This window comes from Methyloparacoccus murrellii, assembly GCF_054657115.1.
Genome location: NZ_BAAHXD010000010.1, coordinates 48,785 through 69,337 on the forward strand (window position 1 = coordinate 48,785; position 20,553 = coordinate 69,337).

The following is a 20,553-nucleotide window of genomic DNA, read 5'->3' on the forward strand; positions in this document are numbered from 1 at the left end:
GCTGGTACGGTCACTCTGCGTCGCTGGTTTCCGCCGCGCGCCCGTGCGTTTGCCGCTGGCGGCGGCGTGGCTGCTCATCGCCATGCCTGCCCTGGGTTGCGCCGGGTTCCTCGCAGCCGATGAGTTCCACATGGGTCAAGCCCATGACCGTCGTGCTCTGGTTGTGCTGATCCTCGCCGAGGAAGGTCAGTCCCTCGCTGGCAGAGGCAATGTGCGCGTTGCAATGGGCCTTGATGGTGACCTTGCCCATGATGTTGATGTTGGAGCGGAAGCAGTACCAGCCGTTCGGGTTCAGCAGGCGGATGGTGGTCCCGCCCATCAGGTTGACACCGGTGTCGATCAGCACCAGCGCCGGTTCTCGGGTTGCGGCCAGATCGTCGGTGTTCTGGCCGATACCGAAAATGTTGACGATCGGTGAGTATTTTTGGTAGTGCGGGATGCCCTTGAACGGATGATCGCCCCAGGCAGTCAGGCACAGGTTGATATAGCCCTCATCCTCGTCGGCCTGCGCGGGCAGGCTCAGAAGCAGTGTCAGCGCTCCCGCCAGCCACCCGAGGGGGCTGCGCGGGCGAGCTTGTCTTCCCATGGTCCCGGCAGGCTATCGAAGGCGGAGCGGAGCGCCGGGCTGCTCCTTGAGCAGTTCCGTCACCAGAGCCATATGCGGGCGCAGCTGCGGCAGGTCGGGGATCGGGAAGGCCCGGTGGGTAATGCGCCCAAGCAGGTTGGTGAGCCAGGGCTTGTTGGCGCGTGCCTGCCGCAGGATCGCGTAATGCGTTTGTCCATCGTGGCCGACGGCAAAATCCTCCAGCCAGACTTCGATGGGCTCGGCCTCGCCGACCAGGGTGGTTCGCATGTAAATCTGGCGGTGGTCGAGATCGATCTGGATGTCGCCCAACCGGGCAATGCCCGTGAGAACCCGGTTTCCCACCCAGAGCATCAGGGCTTTCGGGGTCCATTTGACGGCGGTACGAACAAGGCTGGCTTTGAGACTCATGATGCTCCGTGTGTGCGGTCTATCGATTGCGTGGGCGGAAGAGGGTCGCATGCGCCACCCTGATCCGGCCACATTATTCTGGCATTTCCGATGCGCGGACTTGACGGGGGCGACAGGCTTCGCTGCCCGCGCGCCATGCCCGGGGCGGCGGATCGCCGTGTCCGGATCCGGGGCTCGGACACCGGTTTGCGAATGCCGCTACACTTTACGCCATCTTTTCCAACTCTCGGAATCCGATCATGATCATCGGCACAGCCCTCATGCCCGGCGCGACCCGCGTGATGCTGCTGGGCAGCGGCGAACTCGGCAAGGAGGTGGCGATCAGCCTGCAGCGCTACGGCGTCGAGGTTATCGCCGTGGATCGCTATGCCGGCGCGCCGGCCCAGCAGGTGGCGCATCGTCATCATGTGGTCGACATGACCGATCCGGCCGTACTCCGGCGGCTGGTGGCGGAGGAGCGGCCGCATCTCATCGTCCCGGAAATCGAGGCGATTGCCACCGATGCCCTGGCGGCGATCGAATCCGAGGGCCTGGCGACGGTCATCCCGACGGCGCGCGCGGCGCAGCTGACCATGAATCGCGAGGGTATCCGGCGTCTGGCGGCGGAAACGCTGGGGTTGCCGACGTCGCCCTACGTGTTCGCCGATTCGCTGCCGGGGTTGCGCGCAGCCGCCGAGCAGGTGGGGTTCCCCTGCTTTGTCAAGCCCATCATGTCCTCCTCGGGCAAGGGACAGTCGCTGCTCCGCTCGCTGGCCCATGTCGAGTCGGCATGGCGGCACGCTCAGACGGCCGGTCGGGTGCAGAACACGCGCGTTATCGTCGAGGGCAGGGTCGCCTTCGATTACGAGATCACCCTGCTCACGGTCCGCGTCCGGACGGCGCAGGGTGGCGTGGAGACGGTATTCTGCGAGCCCATCGGCCATCGTCAGGAGGCCGGCGACTACGTCGAGAGCTGGCAGCCGCAGCCCATGGCCACCGCCGCCCTGGCCGAAGCCCGGCGCATCGCGCGGGCGGTGGTCGACAACCTGGGGGGGCTGGGGCTGTTCGGGGTGGAACTGTTCGTGCAGGGCGATCGCGTCTGGTTCAGCGAGGTCAGTCCGCGCCCGCACGATACCGGCATGGTGACCATGATTACCCAGGCCCAGAGCGAATTCGAGCTGCATGCGCGGGCGATCCTGGGACTGCCGGTATCCACAGCCTTGCGGCAGCCGGGCGCCAGCGCCGTGATCTATGGCGGCGTCGATGGCGAGAATGTGGCGTACCGTGGGCTGGACCAGGCGCTGATGGTCCAGGGCACGGCGGTACGGCTGTTCGGCAAGCCCGCATCCCATGTCCGTCGGCGGATGGGGGTGGCGCTGGCGGTCGGGGAGGACATCGGAACTGCCCGCGAGCGGGCCCGCGAGGCCGCCAGCCGGGTGCATGCCTGCTTCCGGGAGGATGCCTGACGAGTGGCCTGCTGGCCGCCAGCCGGTTCTGTCCGCTGCCGGGCGCCAGAGCATCGCGCGCTTCCCAAGTGCGCCGATCCATGTAAACTGCGGGCTGTTTGCCCTCACGATCTCGCTGACGGATGACGCTGAAGCGCTTGCTTGAACTGGGATTGCTGGCCATCTGCACCACGACGCCAAGCGGTCCCGTCCTGGCCGATGTCTACAAATTCGTGACGCCCAATGGCCAGGTGATCTACACGGACCAGCCCCGGCACCGGGGCTACAAGCTGGTGATCAAGACACCGGCCCGCGATACCCGGCCGGTCACCATCTCGCTGGGATCCGGGCGCAAGCTGTTGCCTGACGTGCAGACCGCGATGCCTGCGGCACCGCCCATGCTGGTTTCGGCCAAGCTCCAGATTCAGGGCGACAAGGCTCGCAACCTCGATCTGCGGCGCATGCAGTATGCCGATCTGATCGAGCGTGCCGCCTTCCGGCATGGCCTGAATCCGGCGCTGCTGCATGCGGTGATTCATGCCGAATCGGCCTACAACCCGGCGGCGATGTCGAACAAGGGTGCGATCGGACTCATGCAGCTGATGCCGGGCACGGCAGCCCGCTACGGGGTTCGCGATCCCTATGATCCGGAGCAGAATGTCTTCGGCGGCGCCCGCTATCTCCGGGATTTGCTGGGCATGTTCGGTTCCGATGTGCGGCTGGCGGTCGCCGCCTACAATGCCGGCGAACAGAATGTGGTCAAGTATGGCTATCAGATCCCGCCCTTCGACGAGACCCGCAATTACGTTTCCAAGGTGTTGGGCTATCTGTATCGCTACAACTAGCCGAGTTGCCGCAAGCTCAGCCTGCCCGGACGGCGCGGCTCCACTCGGCCCGCAGGCAGCGCAGGAGTCCATAGTCGTAGCGGCCTTCGAAGGCCTCGAAGAGCGGCCTGACGCCCCGCTGCTCCTCTTGCGGCAGTCCTTCCCATACCCGCCGGATCTGCTGTAGCTCTTCCTCTTTCAGATCGACGACGTCGCCGATGGCGACCTGTCCCTGTTGTATGCCCTGGGCCAGGTGTTCCAGGATCGTGCTGGCCTTGAGCGCCCGGCGGGTGGCGATCTGCTCCGCGGTCATGCCCAGCCGAAACAGCTGTATTGATTCGGCCGCCGTGGTGCTCAGCTCGCGTCGCTGATCCGGGGAGGGGTGCCGGTGGATCAGTGCGAGAAAATCCTGACCGTACCGCTCCAGCTTTTTCTGACCGACGCCCGATAGCCGGCCCATCTCCGCCAGCGTGCGGGGCCGTTGCTGCACCATGTCCAGCAGCACCGAATCCTGGAAGATCACATAGGGGGGCACGCCTTGCGTTTCCGCCAGGCGCTTCCTGAGTCCCCTCAGCGCGTCCCAGAGTGCGTGATGGTCGGGATCGGCCAGGAGGGTGCCGGTCTGGGAGGCCTGGCGGCGGGCCAGCCGCTTGTCCTCGTCAAGCCGCAGCCGCAGGGGGATTTCACCCCGCAGGATGGGACGCGCCGCTTCGGTCAGCCTGAGAGCGCCATGGGCTTCGTGGTCGATGTTCAGGTATCCCAAGGTGATGAGCTGGCGGAACACGGACAGCCATTGCTTTTCGTCCAGCTGCTTGCCGATGCCATAGGTGCTGAGATGGCGGTGCCCCAGGCGCTCGATGCGCTCGTTGTTCCTGCCCAGCAGCACATCGATCAGGTGGTGCGCGCCGAAGCGCTGGTTGGCCCGATAGGCGCAGGACAGCGCCATCCGCGCGGCTTCGGTGCCGTCCCAGGTGGCCGGAGGGGACAGGCAGTTGTCGCAGTTGCCGCAAGGCTCCGGGAGCTCCTCGCCGAAGTAGCGCAGCAGGGTCTGCCGACGGCAGGAGGTCACCTCGCATAACCCCAGCATGGCGTCCAGCCTGGCGCGTTCCACGCGCTTGTGGCGTTCATCGGCATCCGACGCCTCCACCATCTGCCGCAGGGTGACGACATCCTGCAGTCCGTACACCATCCAGGCATCGGCGGGCTCGCCATCGCGTCCGGCGCGCCCCGTTTCCTGGTAATAGGCCTCGGGACTCTTGGGCAGATCGAGATGCGCGACGAAGCGCACATTGGGCTTGTCGATCCCCATGCCGAAGGCGATGGTGGCGACGATGATGATGCCGTCCTCCATCAGGAAGCGCCGCTGGTGTTCCTGGCGCGTCCCGGTTGCGAGCCCGGCATGATAGGGCAGGGCGGTGAAGCCCTGGTCGGACAGGTAGGCCGCGGTTTCTTCGACCTTTTTTCGCGACAGGCAGTAGACGATGCCGGCGTCGCCCGCGTGCTCGGCGCGGAGGAAGTGCAGGAGCTGCGCCCGTGCCTGGCGTTTGGCGGCAATGGTGTAGCGGATGTTCGGCCGGTCGAAGCCGCTGCAGAAGACGCGCGCCTGTTCCAGCGCCAGCCGCGCGATGATTTCCTGCCGGGTGCGCTCGTCCGCAGTGGCCGTCAGGGCGATGCGGGGGATCTCCGGGAAGCGCTGATGCAGCAGCGACAGTTGCAGATAGTCGGCGCGGAAGTCGTGTCCCCACTGGGAGACGCAGTGGGCTTCGTCGATGGCGAACAGGCTGATCGGCGTTCGCGTCAGCAGCGACAGGAACCGCTCGGTGTTCAGGCGCTCCGGGGCGACGTAGAGAAGGTCCAGCTGGCCGGCCGCGAACTGGCGCTCGACATCCCGCTGTTCCTCCAGTGCGAGACTGGAATTCAGGAAGGCGGCCTGGATGCCGAGTTGGCGCAGTGCCTCCACCTGATCCTGCATCAGGGCGATCAGGGGCGAGACGACGAGTCCGGTACCGGGCCGGATCAGCGCCGGTATCTGGTAGCACAGGGACTTGCCGCCACCGGTTGGCATGAGCACCAGGGCATCCCGGCCGGCAAGCACCTCCTCGACGATGAGACCCTGAAGACCGCGGAAAGCAGGATAGCCAAAGGTGGTCTGCAGGACAGTCAACGGCGTGATCATGGCCGACATTCTAATTCAGGACCCGGGTAACAAGCCGTAGGATATGTCACCGCGATGTGGCCTGGTTTGGTGCATGCCTGCACTGATTCGGCGGGGCCTGTTGTAAGGAAGCCAAGGCTTGTTGCTGTTTTATCGGGTTTTTCCCTGGCTGGCACGCCAAGTGCTTTGAACGGGACGAACCTCACATTTTCGGAGAAAGACATGCGTAAACATCGACTCCCGGTAGCGCCGCGGTTAGTGGGATGTGCCGCCTTGCTGGCGACCGCGGTGGCGGTCACGGCCAGGGCCGAGGATATCGAAGAGACCACCGGGTTCTTCGATTACGCCCTGGGCAGCAACGATCCACAGTTCATGAAGGATTGGGGAATTACCTGGGGCGGCTGGGTCCAGGCCGGCGTCACCGCCAACGCCAACAATCCTGCCGATGGCTTCAATGGTCCCGTCACCTTCGGTGATCGTGACGGTGAGTTGCAGATGAATCAGCTGTACGGCTTTGTCCAGCGGGCCATCAACGTCAATGGCGACGACTGGGATTTCGGCGGTCGCTTCGACATCATGTACGGTTCCGATGCCATCTTCACCCAGGCCTATGGTGTTCCGACCCTCGACCCGCGATCGGGACAGCCGCTCAATCGGGGCAACTGGGACCTGCACCTGACCAGCTGGGATCAGCGCTTCTATGGGCTGGCGTTCCCGCAGGCCTATCTCGAAATGAATCTGCCGGTGGGCAACGGTCTCGCCATCAAGGCCGGTCACTTCTACACGATTCTGGGCTATGAGGTAGTCACGGCGCCGGATAACTTCTTCTACACGCATGCCTACACCATGCAGTATGGCGAGCCCTTCACCCATACCGGCTTGCTCGGTTCCTATGCCTTCGATGACAACTGGAGCCTCAGTGCCGGCGCTGTCACCGGGAGCGCCACCGGCGGCTGGGATGGCAACTTCAATACCCAGCTGAGCAACTGGAACTTCCTCGGTGGTGTGACCTGGACCAGTGACGACAAGGCCTACTCCATCAACCTGGGTTCCACCGCCGGCGCGCGTTCCGCCACCGCCAGCAGCCCTTGGGCGATGTACAGCCTGGTCGGCAAGGCGAACTTCCTCGACAACACCCTGCACTATGTCCTGCAGAACGACATGGGCTTTGCCGACGATGTGATTACCGGCAACGGTCTCTCCAACAACAAGTCCGGCGGGTTGGAGAACGCAACCTGGTATGGCATCAACCAGTATCTGATGTACGACATCGAGGACAACCTCGGCGCCGGCATCCGCATGGAGTGGTTCCGTGACAACAACGGTTTCCGCGTTCTGGGGCCGCAGCGTTGCCCCGGCAGCTTCAACCTGAACAAGGAAGGGGTTGGCAGCACTTACGCCTGTGGTGCCGACTATGCCGCTTACGTCCCGAACGGGGGCTACACGCCGGGCGCCGACTATTACGGCCTGACCGCGGGTCTCAACTACAAGCCGCTGAAATGGGTCATGTTGCGTCCCAATGTTCGTTACGACTGGTCGTCCAACGACCAGGCATTCATGGGGTCGACACCGCAAAAAATGACCGATACCCAGTTCACCTTCTCGGCGGATGTGGTGATCACGTTCTGATCGGCGTAAGTTAAGACCACTCCCAGGCATTCGGAGGAACACGATTTATGAAAGCGAAACATTTTGTCGGCGTCATGGCTTGCCTGCTGGCGGGTCTGACCCTGTTGGGCGGTTGTGCCGAGAAGAAGCCGGTCGGCGCCGCGGGTGGCGAGGCCATCGAGAAGACCCTCAAGGCAGCGGAGCAGGATGCACGCACCGGCAACGAGCAAAAGGCCATCCAGGAGATCAATGCCGCGGAAAAGGCCCTGATCGAGGAGGACAAGAAGAAACCCTACGTGCAGGGGTACAAGTCGTGGACCGGCGAGGACGCCAAGGCCAAGGCCGACACCGATGCGATCAAGGAACTGGATCATGCCCGCAAGGATGCCAAGGGCAACCTCGCCGGCGATGCGGCTGACGAGATCAAGAAAGCTATCAAGGATGTCGAGGTGAAGGAAAAAAATTAGCTCCCCAATTTCCTTCGCTCGATGAGCCCTTGGAACCACCTGCCGCAAGGCAGGTGGTTTTTTTCTGCCCGCCGATCGGCCCTGGTTTCGTTCCGGGTTCTTGAAGTCCGGCCCGTGAGCCGCGCCGCGACTGGCCAGCAGGGGACTGTCGCATCCGGGCATGGCTGGCGGGCGCTCCGCATCGGGGCGACAGCCTCTCAGCCCTTTCACCATCAGGCGGCGCGTGCTCCATTCTGGGGCATGGGCGGCGCCGCTGGCCGGTGTCACGGGCCCAAGATGCCGGGTATCGCCCCTCTGGTTTCATGCAATCCGCGTTTCGCCGCACAGGCGGGGGGCGGTTTCCCGTGCCTTGCCGTCGATTCCCCCGCAGGCTGGCACGTCTTCTGCTTCTGGTATGTACGAGCTCACCACCCCATTCTCACGCAGGAGTAAATCAGCCATGAAGTTAGTGACCGCCATACTCAAGCCATTCAAGCTGGACGATGTTCGCGAGGCGCTGTCGGAAGCCGGCATCACCGGTATCACCGTGACCGAGGTCAAGGGGTTCGGGCGCCAGAAAGGCCATACCGAGCTGTATCGTGGCGCCGAATACGTCGTCGACTTTCTGCCGAAGATCAAGCTCGAGTGCGCGGTGACCGACGCGCAACTGGATGCCGCGCTGGACGCCATCGCGGCGACTGCCAACACCGGCAAGATCGGCGACGGCAAGATCTTCGTCTTCGACCTGGAACAGGTCATCCGCATCCGCACCGGCGAGACCGGTGCCGACGCGCTCTGATTCCATCCGTTTTCAAACGACTAGGGTAGACCCATGAGCAGATTTCCCTTCCCCTCGCGCTTGTCTCCGTATCTGCCGCCGAAGGCCCCCCTGGGGCACATCGCGCTGACGGCCCTGTTTGCGGCCAACCCCGCCCTGGCCGATGATGCCAGGCTGGACAGCGGCGATACCGCCTGGATGCTGACCTCCACGGCCTTGGTGTTGCTGATGACCATTCCCGGCCTGGCGCTCTTCTACGGTGGCATGGTCCGGAAAAAGAACGTGCTGTCGGTTCTGATGCAGTGCTTCGCCATTTGCTGTCTGATGACGGTGCTCTGGTTCCTGTTCGGTTACTCGCTGGCGCTGACGCCGAATGGCAACGAAGCGCTCAATCAGGTGATCGGCAGTCTCGACAAGGTCTTTCTGCTGGGGGTGACCGCCACGTCCCTGTCGGGGACGATTCCGGAATGGCTGTTCATCATGTTCCAGATGACCTTTGCCATCATCACGCCAGCCCTGATCGTCGGCGCCTTCGCCGAGCGCATGAAGTTCTCCGCCTTGCTCTGGTTCAGCGGACTTTGGCTGATCCTGATCTACATCCCGGTCGCCCACAGCGTCTGGGGCGGGGGCTTTCTCGGCAGCGCCGGCGTGCTGGATTTCGCCGGTGGCACCGTGGTTCACATCAATGCCGGCATCGCCGGCCTGGTGGCCGCGCTGATCGTTGGCAAGCGCAAGGGCTATGGCACCGTCTCCATGGCGCCCCACAATCTGACGCTCTCCATGATCGGTGCCTCCCTGCTCTGGGTGGGCTGGTTCGGCTTCAATGCCGGTTCCGCCGTCGCCTCCAATGCACTGGCGGCGGTGGCGATGCTGAACACCCAGGTGGCCACGGCGGCCGCGGCGCTCGCCTGGATGTTCGCGGAGTGGATCGTCGCCAGGAAGCCGAGCCTGCTCGGCATCGTCTCCGGGGCCGTGGCCGGACTGGTCGCGATTACGCCGGCGGCTGGCTTCGTCAACCCAACCGGTTCGCTGCTGATTGGCCTGATAGCCGGCATCGGCTGCTATATCGCTGCGGTGCCGGTCAAGAAGCTGCTGGGGTATGACGATTCGCTCGACGTATTCGGCGTCCATGGCGTGGGTGGCATCATCGGCGCAATTCTGACCGGTGTCTTCGCCGATGCGAGCGTCAATCCGGCCGGCAAGGCGGCAAGCGCGGCCCTGCAGGTTTACGGGGTGGCTGTCACCATCGTCTACACGGCGGTGGTGTCGGCACTCATCCTCTTCATCATCAAGGCGGTCATTGGCCTGCGTGTCAGCACGGCTGACGAGGAGGCGCAGGGGCTGGATATCAGCCTGCATGGCGAATCCGTCACCTGAGCCTAGGAGCGGGGTCTGGGCGATCCTTTTTCGCCCGGGCCTTGCCGACGCGAGAGCGGGTCTTTCTGGAGCGATGATGAGGATACGTAAGGGAGAGGGCGCCATGAGAAAATCGATTCAAGTGCCGGGGGCTGTCGCGCTGAGCCTTGGGCCTGCAGGCCTGGTTCTTGCCGAGTCGGCAACCCCGGTCCCCGACAAGGGCGATGTCGCCTGGATGGTGGTGGCTACGGTGCTGGTCACGCTGATGGTGATACCGGGGCTGGCCCTGTTCTATGGCGGCATGGTGCGTGCCAAGAACATGTTGTCGGTACTGATGCAGGTGTTCGTGATCTTCTCGCTGATGGCCGTGCTGTGGGCGCTGTACGGCTACAGCATCGCCTTCACCGAGGGCAATGCCTTCTTCGGCGGCCTCGACAAGGCCTTCCTGGCCGGAGTCACGCCGCAATCCACGGTCGCCACCTTCAGCAAGGGCGTCGTGATTCCGGAATATCTCTACATCGCCTTCCAGCTGACCTTTGCCGGCATTACGCCGGCGCTCATCGTCGGCGCCTTCGCCGAGCGGGTGAAGTTTCCGGCGGTGCTGCTGTTCGTGGCAATCTGGTTCACCTTCGCCTATCTGCCGATGGCGCACATGGTCTGGTACTGGGCCGGCCCCGACGCCTATGTCAGTCCCGCGGCGGCCGGGGAGACCGCCGGATTCCTGTTCCAGAAGGGGGCGCTCGATTTTGCCGGCGGCACGGTCGTGCATATCAATGCCGGCGTGGCCGGTCTGGTCGGCTGCGTCATGGTCGGCAAGCGCATCGGCTATGGCAAGGAGTCGATGGCGCCGCACAGCGTCACCCTGACCCTGGTGGGAGCGTCCCTGCTATGGGTTGGCTGGTTCGGCTTCAATGCCGGTTCCAACCTGGAAGCCAACGGTACCACCGGCCTGGTGTTCATCAATACCCTGCTGGCAACGGCGGCGGCCACCCTGGCCTGGGTCGCGGCGGAATGGACGCTGCGTGGCAAGCCCAGTCTGCTGGGCGCGGCATCGGGTGCCGTGGCGGGGCTGGTTGCCATCACCCCGGCATGTGGCTGGTCCGGTCCCATGGGGGCCATCGTGCTGGGATTGGCGGCCGGCGGTGCTTGTTTCTGGTCCGTGTCGACCTTGAAGCGCATGTTCTATTACGACGACGCCCTGGATGTCTTCGGCGTGCACGGGATCGGTGGCATCGTCGGGGCGCTCGGCACCGCCATCGTCGCCGCGCCGGCGCTGGGTGGCACCGGTGTCTACGACTACATCACCGAGTCGATCGGTGATTACGATCTCAAGTCACAGTTCATCAGCCAGTGCTGGGGTGTCGGCACGGTGCTGCTCTGGTCGGCTGTCGTCTCCTGGGTCGCCTTCAAGGTGGTCGATCTTGTGCTGGGGCTGCGTGTCGGCGAGGAGGTCGAGCGGCAGGGTCTGGACATCCACGAGCATGGCGAGAAGGCCTACAACCCCTGATCAGGTTTTTTCTTGAGTGGCTCTTGCTTGGGCACCCTTGGGTGCCCTTTTTTTTTACTGATTTTCGTCGTAGGTCAGAATCAGGGCGAAAAACAGCAGGTTCTGTCCCGGTACCAGGAGCGGCTGGTTGCCGGCGGCGTTGAAGAAACCGCCCTCGGGTCCGATGGAGGTGTCATGCCGGAATTCCATGCGTACGGTGGCGGCGGAGGTGCCGACTAGCGTTGTCCGGTACTCCGAGGTGAGGGTGACGGCGCTGATGAATTGCTCCAGTCCGGTCAGCTGGCCATCCGGGTCCCAGTAGATTTCCGGTCGCAAGGCCAGCGACCAGGGGCCATCGATATGCCAGCGCGACCAGATGGCGCTGCCCATCCACACGGTCTGCAGGCCGCTGGTGGCCAGTTTCTGGGTGCCGATGTCGTAGGCCATGGCCAGCAGGATCTCGTCGCTGCGCCATTCCAGGATAGTATCGGAGAAACCTCGCCAGTAGCTCAGGGCCGTTTCTTTCTGCTCGGGCCCGAAGAAGAGGTTCTGGGTCAGTGTCCAGCCAGCCTGAGGCCGCCACTTCAGCTGGGCGCCGTACTTGGGCTGATCGCCCACGAAGGCCAGGTAGTCGTAGTCGCTGAGGAGGTAGAGGCCGGCGCTCAGGTTGCCGAGTACGGCATACTCGGCGCCGGCACCGATGAGGAAATAGGGCGAGTAGTCCGCCATCCAACTGCGCGTATAGTTCGGATTCTGACCCGCGTACATGGATTCGAAGCCAATGAAGCTGTTCATCAGCCCGGCCTGGAGCTTGAGCCCGTTGCCGATGTCGGCCAGATAGGACACGTTGGCGCGCGAGAACACGCTGAGGACATCGGCGCCGGGCAAGGGGTTCTGCGATTTCGAGGGCTTCTGCGCATCCATGTCGTCGCCGCCCTGCAGGCCAAGCTCCAGACCCCAGCGTGAGCTTTCGTCAGGTGGTTTGTAGAGGTACATCATCCCCATGTTGGGGTCGAAGGCGTTGAGTCGCCGCGTGGTCAGCTTGCTGCGCCACTCGATTGTGCGATCGCCGCCAAGGTCATCGGCGTAGGAGACATCCAGGTAGGCGCCATACTGCCAGCCTCCCGTATCGGCAGCAGCGGACTGCGCTCCGCTGGCCACGCCCAGAACCAGCAGGCCGGCGAGGCTAGCCCCGCTCGGCGGGCAAAGCCTTGGGCTGAGTGCCATTCAGCGATTCCACGAAGGCGTTGGCGCGGGAGATGGACCGCTCCATGGCGCCGATCAGCCCCGAGACACCGGCTGTCATGGCATTCAGTTCATGCTGGAGGGATGCGATGGCCTTGGCGTTCAGGTTGTGCTTGAGGTAGAGCACCTGATCCTGGAAGGCATGCAGCACGGGGTCGATCTTGCCCTCGGCCCGGCGCATAGCGTTGATCAGCTGGCCATAGTGCTGCTGGGTGAGCCGGAGCTTTTGCCGGCTGCTACTGCGCAGGCTGCGGTTGGTGTACTGGTCCAGTTCCGCCTCCCATTCGTTGAACAGTGCCAGGGCGACATCCTCCACGGCATCGATGCGATCCTGAACCGCCAGCGCCTTGGCATTGCTGTAGTCGTACTCGATCTTGAGTTGCCGGTAGACGTCCTCGAGGTCGCCACCGTCGAATCGCGTGAGCTGGCTGAATCGGTCGAGCGCGGTCTGGAATTGTGCCTTGGCTTCTTCCAGACTGTCGCGGGCATGCTCCACCCGTGCCACCAGGATGTCCCGCTTGTGGCGGCCGGTGGACTCGATCACGCTGAAGTACAGTTTCTGACCGCGGGAGATGACGAAGCGGGTCAGCGACTCGATGATGTTTTCGAGGGAGAGTGGCGGCTTGCGTTTGCTCATCAGGCTGGAGGCTATAACCGGAATTGGGCCGGGTATTGTACCCGTGGGTACCATGTGCCGCGGCTGGGTCCGGTCCGGGGGGCCGGCTGTGGAGACTGTCTCCTGGTAGTGAAAAGATTTTTTGGCGAAACCATCCGCGCAGGCTGAAAAACCGAGTAAAATACTCAACAAAGTGGTTTTCAGAACCGGGGACAGCGAGTAGAATCCGGCCCATTCAACAACCGATCAGCCTCGATCCAGTCGTCTGCTGCCGATCTCTTAGGCAGGGGCGGGCCGGTCGTGGGCAGGGAGCAGGAATGACAGCAAAACCGTCTTATCACGAGGACGTCAAGGCCATCATCGAGGGATTGAAGGACAAGCCGGGTCCCTTGCTGCCTATCCTCCATGCCATCCAGGACCGACTGGGTTACGTGCCTCCCGACACGGTGCCGGTCATCGCTCGCGATTTAAATCTCTCCCGGGCGGAGGTCCACGGTGTCATCACCTTCTACCATTATTTCCGCGAGACCCCGCCGGGGCGTCAGACCGTCTATGTCTGTCGTGCCGAATCCTGCCAGGCCATGGGCTCGGAGGCTCTGGAAGAGCATGCCAGGCAGCGTCTGGGGGTCGATTATCACGAGAATACCGCTGATGGCGGCTTTACCCTGGAGCCGGTCTACTGCCTCGGCAACTGTGCCTGCTCACCCTCGATCATGGTAGGCAAGGATGTTTACGGCCGAGTGACCCCGGAGCGGTTCGACGAAATCCTTGATGCGGCGCAGGCAAGTTCATGAGCAAGATTTACATACCCAGAGATTCCAGCGCGCTGGGGCTTGGCGCCGAGCGTGTCGTGGAGGCTATCCAGCTGGAGGCTGGCCGCCGTGGCGTTTCGATCGAGCTGGTCCGGAACGGATCGCGTGGCCTCTATTGGCTGGAGCCGCTGGTGGAAGTGGAAACCCCGGCCGGTCGCTGTGCCTACGGGCCGGTGACCCCGGGCGATGTGGCTGGTCTGTTCGAGGCCGGTTTCCTGGAAGGTGGAGCGCATCCGCTCGGGCTGGGTCTCACCGCCGACATTCCCTACCTGAAGCAGCAGGAGCGCCTGACCTTCGCCCGCGTGGGCATTACCGATCCCGTCAGCCTTGAGGATTATCTGAGCCATGAGGGATACCGGGGGTTGAGGCGGGCGCTGACCATGGCGCCTGCGGACATTGTCGAAGAGGTCACGGAATCGGGCCTGCGGGGCCGCGGCGGGGCGGCATTTCCCACCGGTATCAAGTGGCGTACCGTCCTGAATGCGGCTGCCCACCGGAAGTACATCGTCTGCAACGCCGACGAGGGCGATTCCGGAACCTTCTCCGATCGGATGATCATGGAAGGCGATCCCTTCGTGCTCATCGAGGGCATGACCATCGCCGGTCTCGCCGTGGGCGCGACGCAGGGCTACATCTACCTGCGCTGCGAATACCCCCATGCACATGTGGCACTGAACGATGCGATCGCAGCCGCCTGCGCGGCGGGCTACCTGGGCGATGATGTGCTGGGTAGTGGCAGGGCCTTCCACCTGGAGGTGCGTCTGGGCGCCGGCGCCTATGTCTGCGGCGAGGAAACCTCATTGCTGGAAAGCCTGGAGGGCAAGCGCGGGCTGGTGCGCTACAAACCCCCGCTGCCGGCCATCAAGGGCCTGTTCGGGCGGCCGACGGTAATCAATAACGTCATCTCCCTGGCATCCGTACCCATCATCCTCGACAGAGGCGGCGCCTACTACCGCGATTTCGGCATGGGTCGTTCCCGGGGCACGCTGCCGATCCAGCTGGCCGGGAATCTCAAGCAGCCCGGTCTGGTGGAAAAGGCCTTTGGCGTGACCCTGCGGGAAATCCTCTACGACTATGGCGGCGGCTCGGCGAGCGGCCGGCCGATTCGTGCGGTTCAGGTGGGTGGGCCACTGGGCGCCTATCTGCCAGAGTCGCAGTTCGATACGCCGCTGGATTACGAGGCGTTCGCCACGCAGTGGGCGGTGCTGGGGCACGGCGGTATCGTCGCCTTCGACGACACCGTCGACATGGCGAAAATGGCGCGCTATGGCATGGAGTTCTGTGCCATCGAGTCCTGCGGCAAGTGCACACCCTGTCGCATCGGTTCCACCCGTGGCGTCGAGGTCATCGACAAGATACGTGCCGGTATCGATCGCGAGCGCAACATTGCCCTGCTGCGGGAGCTCGGCGAAACCATGCTGGCGGGTTCACTGTGCGCGCTGGGCGGCATGACACCATACCCGGTCTTGAGCGCCTTGAATCATTTCCCCGAGGATTTCGGGGTGAGCAACGCCGCCAGCAAGGCGGCCTGAACAAACAGGAACAGGGCCAGAGGACAGGCAGCAGGAATCGGTTCGCGTGGACCTGCGATAACAGACACTCCGCGTGAGTTGAGCATCTGACACCCAGGAGGCAGATCATGGCTGTACGAGATTGTGATTTTGGAACCCCGGCGAGCGAGTCGCCGAACACTGTCACGCTGGAGATCGATGGTTTCCGCGTCACCGTGCCGGAAGGTACTTCTGTCATGCGCGCAGCGGCGAGCGTGGGTATCCAGATTCCCAAGCTCTGCGCCACCGACAGTCTCGAGCCGTTCGGCTCCTGCCGCCTCTGTCTGGTCCAGATCGAGGGTGGGCGTGGCCTGCCGGCCTCCTGCACCACGCCGGTAGCCGAAGGCATGAAGGTCTGTACCCAGAACGAGCGACTGGCGAACGTCCGGCGCGGTGTGATGGAGCTCTACATCTCCGATCACCCGCTGGACTGCCTGACCTGTTCCGCCAACGGCAACTGCGAATTGCAGGACATGGCCGGGGCGGTCGGGCTCCGCGAGGTCCGCTATGGCTATGAGGGCGAGAATCACCTCAAGGCCGAAAAGGACACCAGCAACCCCTACTTCCAGTTCGATCCGTCCAAGTGCATCGTCTGCTCACGCTGCGTGCGCGCCTGCGAGGAAGTGCAGGGCACTTTCGCGCTGACGATCGACGGCCGTGGTTTCGACTCCAAGGTGTCGCCCAGCCAGAATCAGCCCTTCATGGAATCCGAGTGCGTTTCCTGTGGGGCCTGCGTGCAGGCCTGCCCGACCGCCACCCTGATGGAAAAGTCCGTCATCGAAAAGGGGCAGCCAGAGCACAGCATCATCACCACCTGCGCCTATTGCGGCGTGGGCTGTTCCTTCAAGGCCGAGATGAAGGGTGCCGAGGTAGTGCGCATGGTGCCGAACAAGGATGGCCATGCCAATCACGGTCACTCCTGCGTCAAGGGCCGTTTCGCCTTTGGCTATGCCACGCACAAGGACCGCATCACCAAGCCGATGATCCGCAAGCAGATCACCGACCCCTGGCAGGAGGTTTCCTGGGAGGAGGCGATCGGCTATGCGGCATCCGAGTTCAAGCGCATCCAGGCGAAGTATGGTCGTGGCTCGGTCGGCGGCCTGACCTCCAGCCGCTGCACCAATGAGGAGGCCTACCTGGTGCAGAAGCTGGTACGTGCCGCCTTCGGCAACAACAACGTCGATACCTGTGCCCGTGTCTGTCACTCGCCGACCGGTTACGGTCTCAAGCAGACCCTGGGCGAGTCGGCCGGTACCCAGACCTTCGATTCCATCCGCAAGACCGATGTCATCCTGGTGATCGGAGCCAACCCGACCGACGGTCATCCGGTCTTTGGTTCGGCGATGAAGCGCCGTATCCGCGAGGGGGCACGGCTGATCGTCGCCGATCCCCGCGATATCGACCTGGTCCGTTCGGTGCATGTCCAGGCCGACTATCACCTCAAGCTGCGTCCAGGCACCAATGTGGCCCTGATCAACGCACTGGGGCATGTGGTGGTCACCGAAGGGCTTGCCAATGACGAATTCGCTCATGCGCGTTGCGAGCCGGAGTCCTACGACAAGTGGAGGGCCTTCGTCAGCCAGGAGCACAACTCGCCGGAAGTCAGCGAGGCAATCACCGGCGTTCCGGCTAATCTGGTACGCGAAGCCGCGCGTCTCTATGCCACCGGTGGCAACGCGGCCATTTACTACGGACTGGGCGTGACCGAGCACAGCCAGGGTTCGACCATGGTCATCGGCATTGCCAACCTGGCCATGGCGACCGGCAACATCGGTCGCGAAGGCGTCGGCGTCAATCCGTTGCGTGGCCAGAACAATGTGCAGGGCTCCTGCGACATGGGCTCCTTCCCGCATGAACTGCCCGGCTATCGCCACGTTTCGGACACCACTACCCGCACCCTGTTCGAGTCTGTCTGGGGTGTTGCGCTGGAGTCCGAGCCGGGCCTGCGCATCCCGAACATGTTCGGTGCGGCGCTGGATGGCAGCTTCAAGGGGCTGTACTGTGAAGGCGAGGACATCGCCCAGTCCGATCCCGACACCCAGCATGTGCATGCTGCCCTGCGTGCCATGGAGTGCGTGGTGGTACAGGATCTGTTCCTCAATGAGACCGCCAAGTTCGCCCACGTCTTCCTGCCAGGCGCTTCCTTCCTGGAAAAGAGCGGCACCTTCACCAATGCCGAGCGCCGCATTTCGCCGGTACGCCGGGTCATGCCGCCGCTGGCAGGCTATGAGGACTGGGAGGTGACCCAGCTGCTGTCGAACGCCTTGGGTTATCCCATGAATTACGGCCATGCCTCGGAGATCATGGACGAGATCGCCAGTCTGGTGCCCACCTTCACGGGTGTCAGCTTCGCCAAGCTGGACGAACTGGGCAGCATCCAGTGGCCTTGCAACGACGAAGCGCCGGAAGGCACGCCGACCATGCATGTCGATACCTTCGTGCGCGGCAAGGGGCGCTTCATGCTCACCGAGTACGTACCTACCCAAGAGCGCACCAACAGTCGTTTCCCGCTGATCCTGACCACCGGGCGCATTCTGTCCCAGTACAATGTCGGCGCCCAGACCCGCCGTACCGCCAATTCGATGTGGCATGCCGAGGACCGGCTGGAGATCCATCCGCACGATGCCGAGGATCGCGGCATCAACGACGGCGACTGGGTCGGCATCAAGAGTCGCTCCGGCGAGACCGTGCTGCGTGCGACGATCACCGAGCGGGTGCAGCCGGGCGTGGTCTACACCACCTTCCATTTCCCCGAATCCGGCGCCAACGTCATTACCACCGACAATTCCGACTGGGCCACCAACTGCCCTGAATACAAGGTCACGGCGGTCCAGGTGACCAAGGTGGCGGGACCTTCGGAGTGGCAGCGTCAGTACCGCGAATTCAGCGAGGAACAGCAGGGCCTGCTGGATCATCGGCTGGCAACCGCCGAGTAATCCGGGCGGGATGGAGGCGCTTGCTCCTGAACTCGGGTGGCCCGGTTACCGGGTCCGCCCGGTTCAGCGATGGCGAGGCCCGACCGCCGAGAACATCGACGATTGTGTTGCCGAGGAGGCGCCGATCGTGCTCATGTACAACGGGGAGCCGCATGTGGTCATGCTGGCCACACCACTGGACCTTGAAGATTTCGCCCTTGGTTTCAGTCTTACCGAAGGCATCATCTCCCGGTGCTCGGAGGTTGAATCGGTTCGCGTTTACGAGCGCGCGGAGGGTATCGAGGTCCGCCTGAAAGTGCCACCGGCGCGTTGCGAAGCGATTGGCGACAAGGGACGCAACCTTACCGGGCGCACCGGTTGCGGCCTTTGCGGAGCGAGAACCCTGGAGCAGGCGATCAAGAAGCCGCCACCGGTACGCTCAACCGTGACGGTCAAGGCGGACGAGATGATTCGGGCATTGCGTCAGCTGCGTGACCGGCAGCGACTGAACAGTCTCACGGGGGCCGTTCATGCGGCGGCCTGGGTGGTGCCGGGCCAAGGGCTGTTGCAGCTTCGCGAGGATGTCGGCCGGCACAATGCGCTGGACAAGCTTATCGGTGCGCTCTCCCGACAGCGGGTTGATTTTCCGGCAGGCTATGTCGTTGTCACCAGTCGTGCCAGCTTTGAGATGGTGCAGAAGTGCGCCATGGTTGGTGTTGGCCTGATGGCGGCGATATCGGCACCTACGGGGCTCGCCATCAAACTGGCCGAGGAAGCCGGGCTGACACTGGTCGGTTTTGCGCGCGACGATAGCCATGTGGTGTATTCGCATCCGCAGCGCCTCTTCCATGGTTAATGATTTTCTTCTCACCCTGCTCTTCAACGAGCCGTTACCGGCGTCCTGAGCGTAATCTCTTTCGGCATCATGGATACAGAAAACCTGGTTAAGATGGCCAACAATATCAGCGACTTTTTCAGCGCCGAGCCCGATCACGAGGCAGCGGTCAAGGGCATGGTCGACCACCTCGAGCGTTTCTGGGAACGGCGCATGCGCGTGGCCATCATCCAGCATCTCGAGATGGGGGGCGCTGGCCTCAACGATGTCGCCCGTGATGCAGTTGCCCGGTTGGCCCGGACGGCCTAGCCTCTGGGGAACTGTCTTGCCAGGCTTGTCCCGCGTCGCATGATGCTCACCGGCGGCGGAATCAACGGAAGGAGAGAAAGGTAGGTGACTGGCATGCTGTCGGTATTCTGTTCTCCCGCGCGCTATGTCCAGGGGCGCGAGGCAACCCACCATCTTCCCGCCGAGCTGCTCAGGCTGGGGCATGGGGGGCAGGCCCTGATCATCGCCAGCCGCAGTGCCCGTCGATTGCTGGAGAACATCTGGCGAAACGGCTTCGAGGCGGCCGGGATCCCCTTTGCGGTGCTCGATTTTGGCGGTGAATGCTCGGCCAAGGAGATCGCCGGGGGCAAGGGGGAGGCTACCCGCCTCGATGCCCGGTTGATCGTCGGTGCCGGTGGCGGCAAGGTTCTGGATGCTGCCCGGGCGGTTGCGGCCGAACTGGACAGGCCGGTTGCCTGTTGCCCGACCACGGCGGCCAGCGATGCCCCATGCAGCGCGCTATCGGTGGTCTACACGAGCGATGGCCAGTTCGAGAAGTGCCTGTTCTACAAGCGCAATCCTGACCTGGTCCTGGTGGATACAACCGTCATCGCCCAGGCACCGGTTCGCTTGCTGATCTCCGGGATGGGGGATGCCTTGGCTACCCGCTTCGAGGCCGAGACGGCCCGCTTGGCCTGCAAGGCCAACCAGGTTGGGGGCGCGAGCACGATCGCTGCCGCAGCCCTGGCCGATCTCTGCTACCGGACCTTGCTGGCGGATGGTGTCGCGGCGGTGGCCGCGGCCCAGGTGCATGCCATCACGCCGGCTTTCGAGCGTATCGTCGAGGCGAATACGCTGCTGTCCGGCCTGGGGTTCGAGTCCGGCGGCCTGGCGGTCGCCCATTCCGTGCACAATGGCTTGACGGCTGCGCCGGAAACCCATGACCGCCATCACGGCGAAAAGGTGGCTTTCGGGACGCTGGTTCAACTGGTGCTGGAAGGTCGTGATTCATGCCTGATCGAGGAAGTCCTCGGATTCTGCCGGTCGGTGGGATTGCCCACGACCCTGCGCGATCTGGGGCTTGAAAACCTCACCCCCTCGCGGGCCGCCGCTATCGCCGAGCGCACCGTGGCGGCGGGCGAGACCGCGCATAACGAAGCCTTCGAGGTAACGGCCGATGCCATTCGCGATGCCATCTTTGCCGCCGATGCCTGGGGGCGTGCCTTTCGGGGCGGCCGGTAA

18 protein-coding genes are annotated in these 20,553 nt (G+C 63.5%); 13 read left to right on the top strand and 5 right to left on the bottom strand.

Going from position 1 to position 20,553, the window contains the following annotated elements; genetic code table 11:
- Positions 1 to 10 precede the first annotated feature (10 nt).
- Together ACYQ1H_RS04505 and ACYQ1H_RS04510 are read right to left on the bottom strand one after the other, a co-directional pair.
- Entirely contained in the window at positions 11 to 586 is a 576-nt protein-coding gene (locus tag ACYQ1H_RS04505; RefSeq protein ID WP_460026870.1) for a hypothetical protein, read from the bottom strand.
- 12 nt (positions 587 to 598) lie between these two features.
- Complete coding sequence (locus tag ACYQ1H_RS04510) at positions 599 to 994, bottom strand: hypothetical protein (protein WP_460026871.1); 396 nt, start codon at positions 992 to 994, stop codon at positions 599 to 601.
- 239 nt (positions 995 to 1,233) lie between these two features.
- Here ACYQ1H_RS04510 and purT point away from each other — a divergent pair, with 239 nt between their 5' ends.
- Together purT and ACYQ1H_RS04520 are read left to right on the top strand one after the other, a co-directional pair.
- Positions 1,234 to 2,439 (top strand): formate-dependent phosphoribosylglycinamide formyltransferase, encoded by a 1,206-nt coding sequence (purT, locus tag ACYQ1H_RS04515; protein ID WP_460026872.1) that lies wholly within the window; start codon positions 1,234 to 1,236, stop codon positions 2,437 to 2,439.
- A 122-nt stretch (positions 2,440 to 2,561) separates the two neighbouring features.
- Positions 2,562 to 3,263, top strand: a complete 702-nt coding sequence (locus ACYQ1H_RS04520; protein ID WP_460026873.1) for a lytic transglycosylase domain-containing protein — start codon at positions 2,562 to 2,564, stop codon at positions 3,261 to 3,263.
- 16 nt (positions 3,264 to 3,279) lie between these two features.
- Here ACYQ1H_RS04520 and recQ read toward each other — a convergent pair whose 3' ends face one another.
- Complete coding sequence (recQ, locus tag ACYQ1H_RS04525; RefSeq protein ID WP_460026874.1) at positions 3,280 to 5,427, bottom strand: DNA helicase RecQ; 2,148 nt, start codon at positions 5,425 to 5,427, stop codon at positions 3,280 to 3,282.
- Positions 5,428 to 5,670: 243 nt separating this feature from the next.
- Between recQ and ACYQ1H_RS04530 the strand changes: the two genes are divergently transcribed.
- The 5 genes from ACYQ1H_RS04530 to ACYQ1H_RS04550 all read left to right on the top strand — a co-directional run bounded on the left by ACYQ1H_RS04530 (position 5,671) and on the right by ACYQ1H_RS04550 (position 11,092).
- Positions 5,671 to 7,026: a porin gene (locus tag ACYQ1H_RS04530; RefSeq protein WP_460026875.1), complete on the top strand. Its 1,356-nt coding sequence runs from the start codon at positions 5,671 to 5,673 to the stop codon at positions 7,024 to 7,026.
- 47 nt (positions 7,027 to 7,073) lie between these two features.
- The gene (locus ACYQ1H_RS04535; protein WP_460026876.1) at positions 7,074 to 7,472 is read left to right on the top strand and encodes a small metal-binding protein SmbP; all 399 of its coding nucleotides are present in this window, start codon (positions 7,074 to 7,076) and stop codon (positions 7,470 to 7,472) included.
- A 439-nt stretch (positions 7,473 to 7,911) separates the two neighbouring features.
- The gene (locus ACYQ1H_RS04540) at positions 7,912 to 8,250 is read left to right on the top strand and encodes a P-II family nitrogen regulator (RefSeq protein WP_460026877.1); all 339 of its coding nucleotides are present in this window, start codon (positions 7,912 to 7,914) and stop codon (positions 8,248 to 8,250) included.
- Between the two features lie 33 nt (positions 8,251 to 8,283).
- A complete protein-coding gene (locus tag ACYQ1H_RS04545; RefSeq protein WP_460026878.1) occupies positions 8,284 to 9,606 on the top strand; it encodes an ammonium transporter in 1,323 nt (440 codons plus the stop codon).
- 103 nt (positions 9,607 to 9,709) lie between these two features.
- Positions 9,710 to 11,092 (top strand): ammonium transporter, encoded by a 1,383-nt coding sequence (locus ACYQ1H_RS04550; RefSeq protein ID WP_460026879.1) that lies wholly within the window; start codon positions 9,710 to 9,712, stop codon positions 11,090 to 11,092.
- 54 nt (positions 11,093 to 11,146) lie between these two features.
- On the opposite strand, the gene ACYQ1H_RS04555 is transcribed toward ACYQ1H_RS04550, so the two are convergent.
- On the bottom strand, positions 11,147 to 12,298 hold the full coding sequence (locus ACYQ1H_RS04555) for an outer membrane beta-barrel protein (protein WP_460026880.1): 1,152 nt from the start codon (positions 12,296 to 12,298) through the stop codon (positions 11,147 to 11,149).
- On the bottom strand, positions 12,258 to 12,953 hold the full coding sequence (locus ACYQ1H_RS04560) for a DUF2959 domain-containing protein (protein ID WP_460026881.1): 696 nt from the start codon (positions 12,951 to 12,953) through the stop codon (positions 12,258 to 12,260). Before ACYQ1H_RS04560 ends, ACYQ1H_RS04555 begins: the two co-directional genes overlap by 41 nt.
- 296 nt (positions 12,954 to 13,249) lie before the next feature.
- Here ACYQ1H_RS04560 and ACYQ1H_RS04565 point away from each other — a divergent pair, with 296 nt between their 5' ends.
- From ACYQ1H_RS04565 to ACYQ1H_RS04590, 6 genes are all read left to right on the top strand, one after another.
- Entirely contained in the window at positions 13,250 to 13,726 is a 477-nt protein-coding gene (locus ACYQ1H_RS04565) for a formate dehydrogenase subunit gamma (RefSeq protein WP_460026882.1), read from the top strand.
- Complete coding sequence (locus tag ACYQ1H_RS04570) at positions 13,723 to 15,276, top strand: formate dehydrogenase beta subunit (protein WP_460026883.1); 1,554 nt, start codon at positions 13,723 to 13,725, stop codon at positions 15,274 to 15,276. Before ACYQ1H_RS04565 ends, ACYQ1H_RS04570 begins: the two co-directional genes overlap by 4 nt.
- Before the next feature lie 107 nt (positions 15,277 to 15,383).
- A complete protein-coding gene (fdhF, locus tag ACYQ1H_RS04575) occupies positions 15,384 to 18,230 on the top strand; it encodes a formate dehydrogenase subunit alpha (protein ID WP_460026884.1) in 2,847 nt (948 codons plus the stop codon).
- A 10-nt stretch (positions 18,231 to 18,240) separates the two neighbouring features.
- Positions 18,241 to 19,065: a formate dehydrogenase accessory sulfurtransferase FdhD gene (gene fdhD, locus ACYQ1H_RS04580; protein WP_460026885.1), complete on the top strand. Its 825-nt coding sequence runs from the start codon at positions 18,241 to 18,243 to the stop codon at positions 19,063 to 19,065.
- A 93-nt stretch (positions 19,066 to 19,158) separates the two neighbouring features.
- Complete coding sequence (locus ACYQ1H_RS04585; protein WP_460026886.1) at positions 19,159 to 19,353, top strand: formate dehydrogenase subunit delta; 195 nt, start codon at positions 19,159 to 19,161, stop codon at positions 19,351 to 19,353.
- Positions 19,354 to 19,446: 93 nt separating this feature from the next.
- Entirely contained in the window at positions 19,447 to 20,553 is a 1,107-nt protein-coding gene (locus ACYQ1H_RS04590; RefSeq protein WP_460026902.1) for a glycerol dehydrogenase, read from the top strand.

What these genes read in the sequence shown, in the direction of transcription:
- ACYQ1H_RS04560 (WP_460026881.1), bottom strand. Translation starts at nt 12,953, where the DNA reads ATGAGCAAACGCAAGCCGCCACTCTCCCTCGAAAACATCATCGAGTCG.
- ACYQ1H_RS04545 (WP_460026878.1), top strand. Translation starts at nt 8,284, where the DNA reads ATGAGCAGATTTCCCTTCCCCTCGCGCTTGTCTCCGTATCTGCCGCCG.
- ACYQ1H_RS04565 (WP_460026882.1), top strand. Translation starts at nt 13,250, where the DNA reads ATGACAGCAAAACCGTCTTATCACGAGGACGTCAAGGCCATCATCGAG.
- ACYQ1H_RS04535 (WP_460026876.1), top strand. Translation starts at nt 7,074, where the DNA reads ATGAAAGCGAAACATTTTGTCGGCGTCATGGCTTGCCTGCTGGCGGGT.
- fdhF (WP_460026884.1), top strand. Translation starts at nt 15,384, where the DNA reads ATGGCTGTACGAGATTGTGATTTTGGAACCCCGGCGAGCGAGTCGCCG.
- ACYQ1H_RS04540 (WP_460026877.1), top strand. Translation starts at nt 7,912, where the DNA reads ATGAAGTTAGTGACCGCCATACTCAAGCCATTCAAGCTGGACGATGTT.
- ACYQ1H_RS04505 (WP_460026870.1), bottom strand. Translation starts at nt 586, where the DNA reads ATGGGAAGACAAGCTCGCCCGCGCAGCCCCCTCGGGTGGCTGGCGGGA.
- recQ (WP_460026874.1), bottom strand. Translation starts at nt 5,427, where the DNA reads ATGTCGGCCATGATCACGCCGTTGACTGTCCTGCAGACCACCTTTGGC.
- ACYQ1H_RS04585 (WP_460026886.1), top strand. Translation starts at nt 19,159, where the DNA reads ATGGCCAACAATATCAGCGACTTTTTCAGCGCCGAGCCCGATCACGAG.
- ACYQ1H_RS04520 (WP_460026873.1), top strand. Translation starts at nt 2,562, where the DNA reads ATGACGCTGAAGCGCTTGCTTGAACTGGGATTGCTGGCCATCTGCACC.
- ACYQ1H_RS04555 (WP_460026880.1), bottom strand. Translation starts at nt 12,298, where the DNA reads ATGGCACTCAGCCCAAGGCTTTGCCCGCCGAGCGGGGCTAGCCTCGCC.
- purT (WP_460026872.1), top strand. Translation starts at nt 1,234, where the DNA reads ATGATCATCGGCACAGCCCTCATGCCCGGCGCGACCCGCGTGATGCTG.
- fdhD (WP_460026885.1), top strand. Translation starts at nt 18,241, where the DNA reads ATGGAGGCGCTTGCTCCTGAACTCGGGTGGCCCGGTTACCGGGTCCGC.
- ACYQ1H_RS04590 (WP_460026902.1), top strand. Translation starts at nt 19,447, where the DNA reads ATGCTGTCGGTATTCTGTTCTCCCGCGCGCTATGTCCAGGGGCGCGAG.
- ACYQ1H_RS04510 (WP_460026871.1), bottom strand. Translation starts at nt 994, where the DNA reads ATGAGTCTCAAAGCCAGCCTTGTTCGTACCGCCGTCAAATGGACCCCG.
- ACYQ1H_RS04550 (WP_460026879.1), top strand. Translation starts at nt 9,710, where the DNA reads ATGAGAAAATCGATTCAAGTGCCGGGGGCTGTCGCGCTGAGCCTTGGG.
- ACYQ1H_RS04570 (WP_460026883.1), top strand. Translation starts at nt 13,723, where the DNA reads ATGAGCAAGATTTACATACCCAGAGATTCCAGCGCGCTGGGGCTTGGC.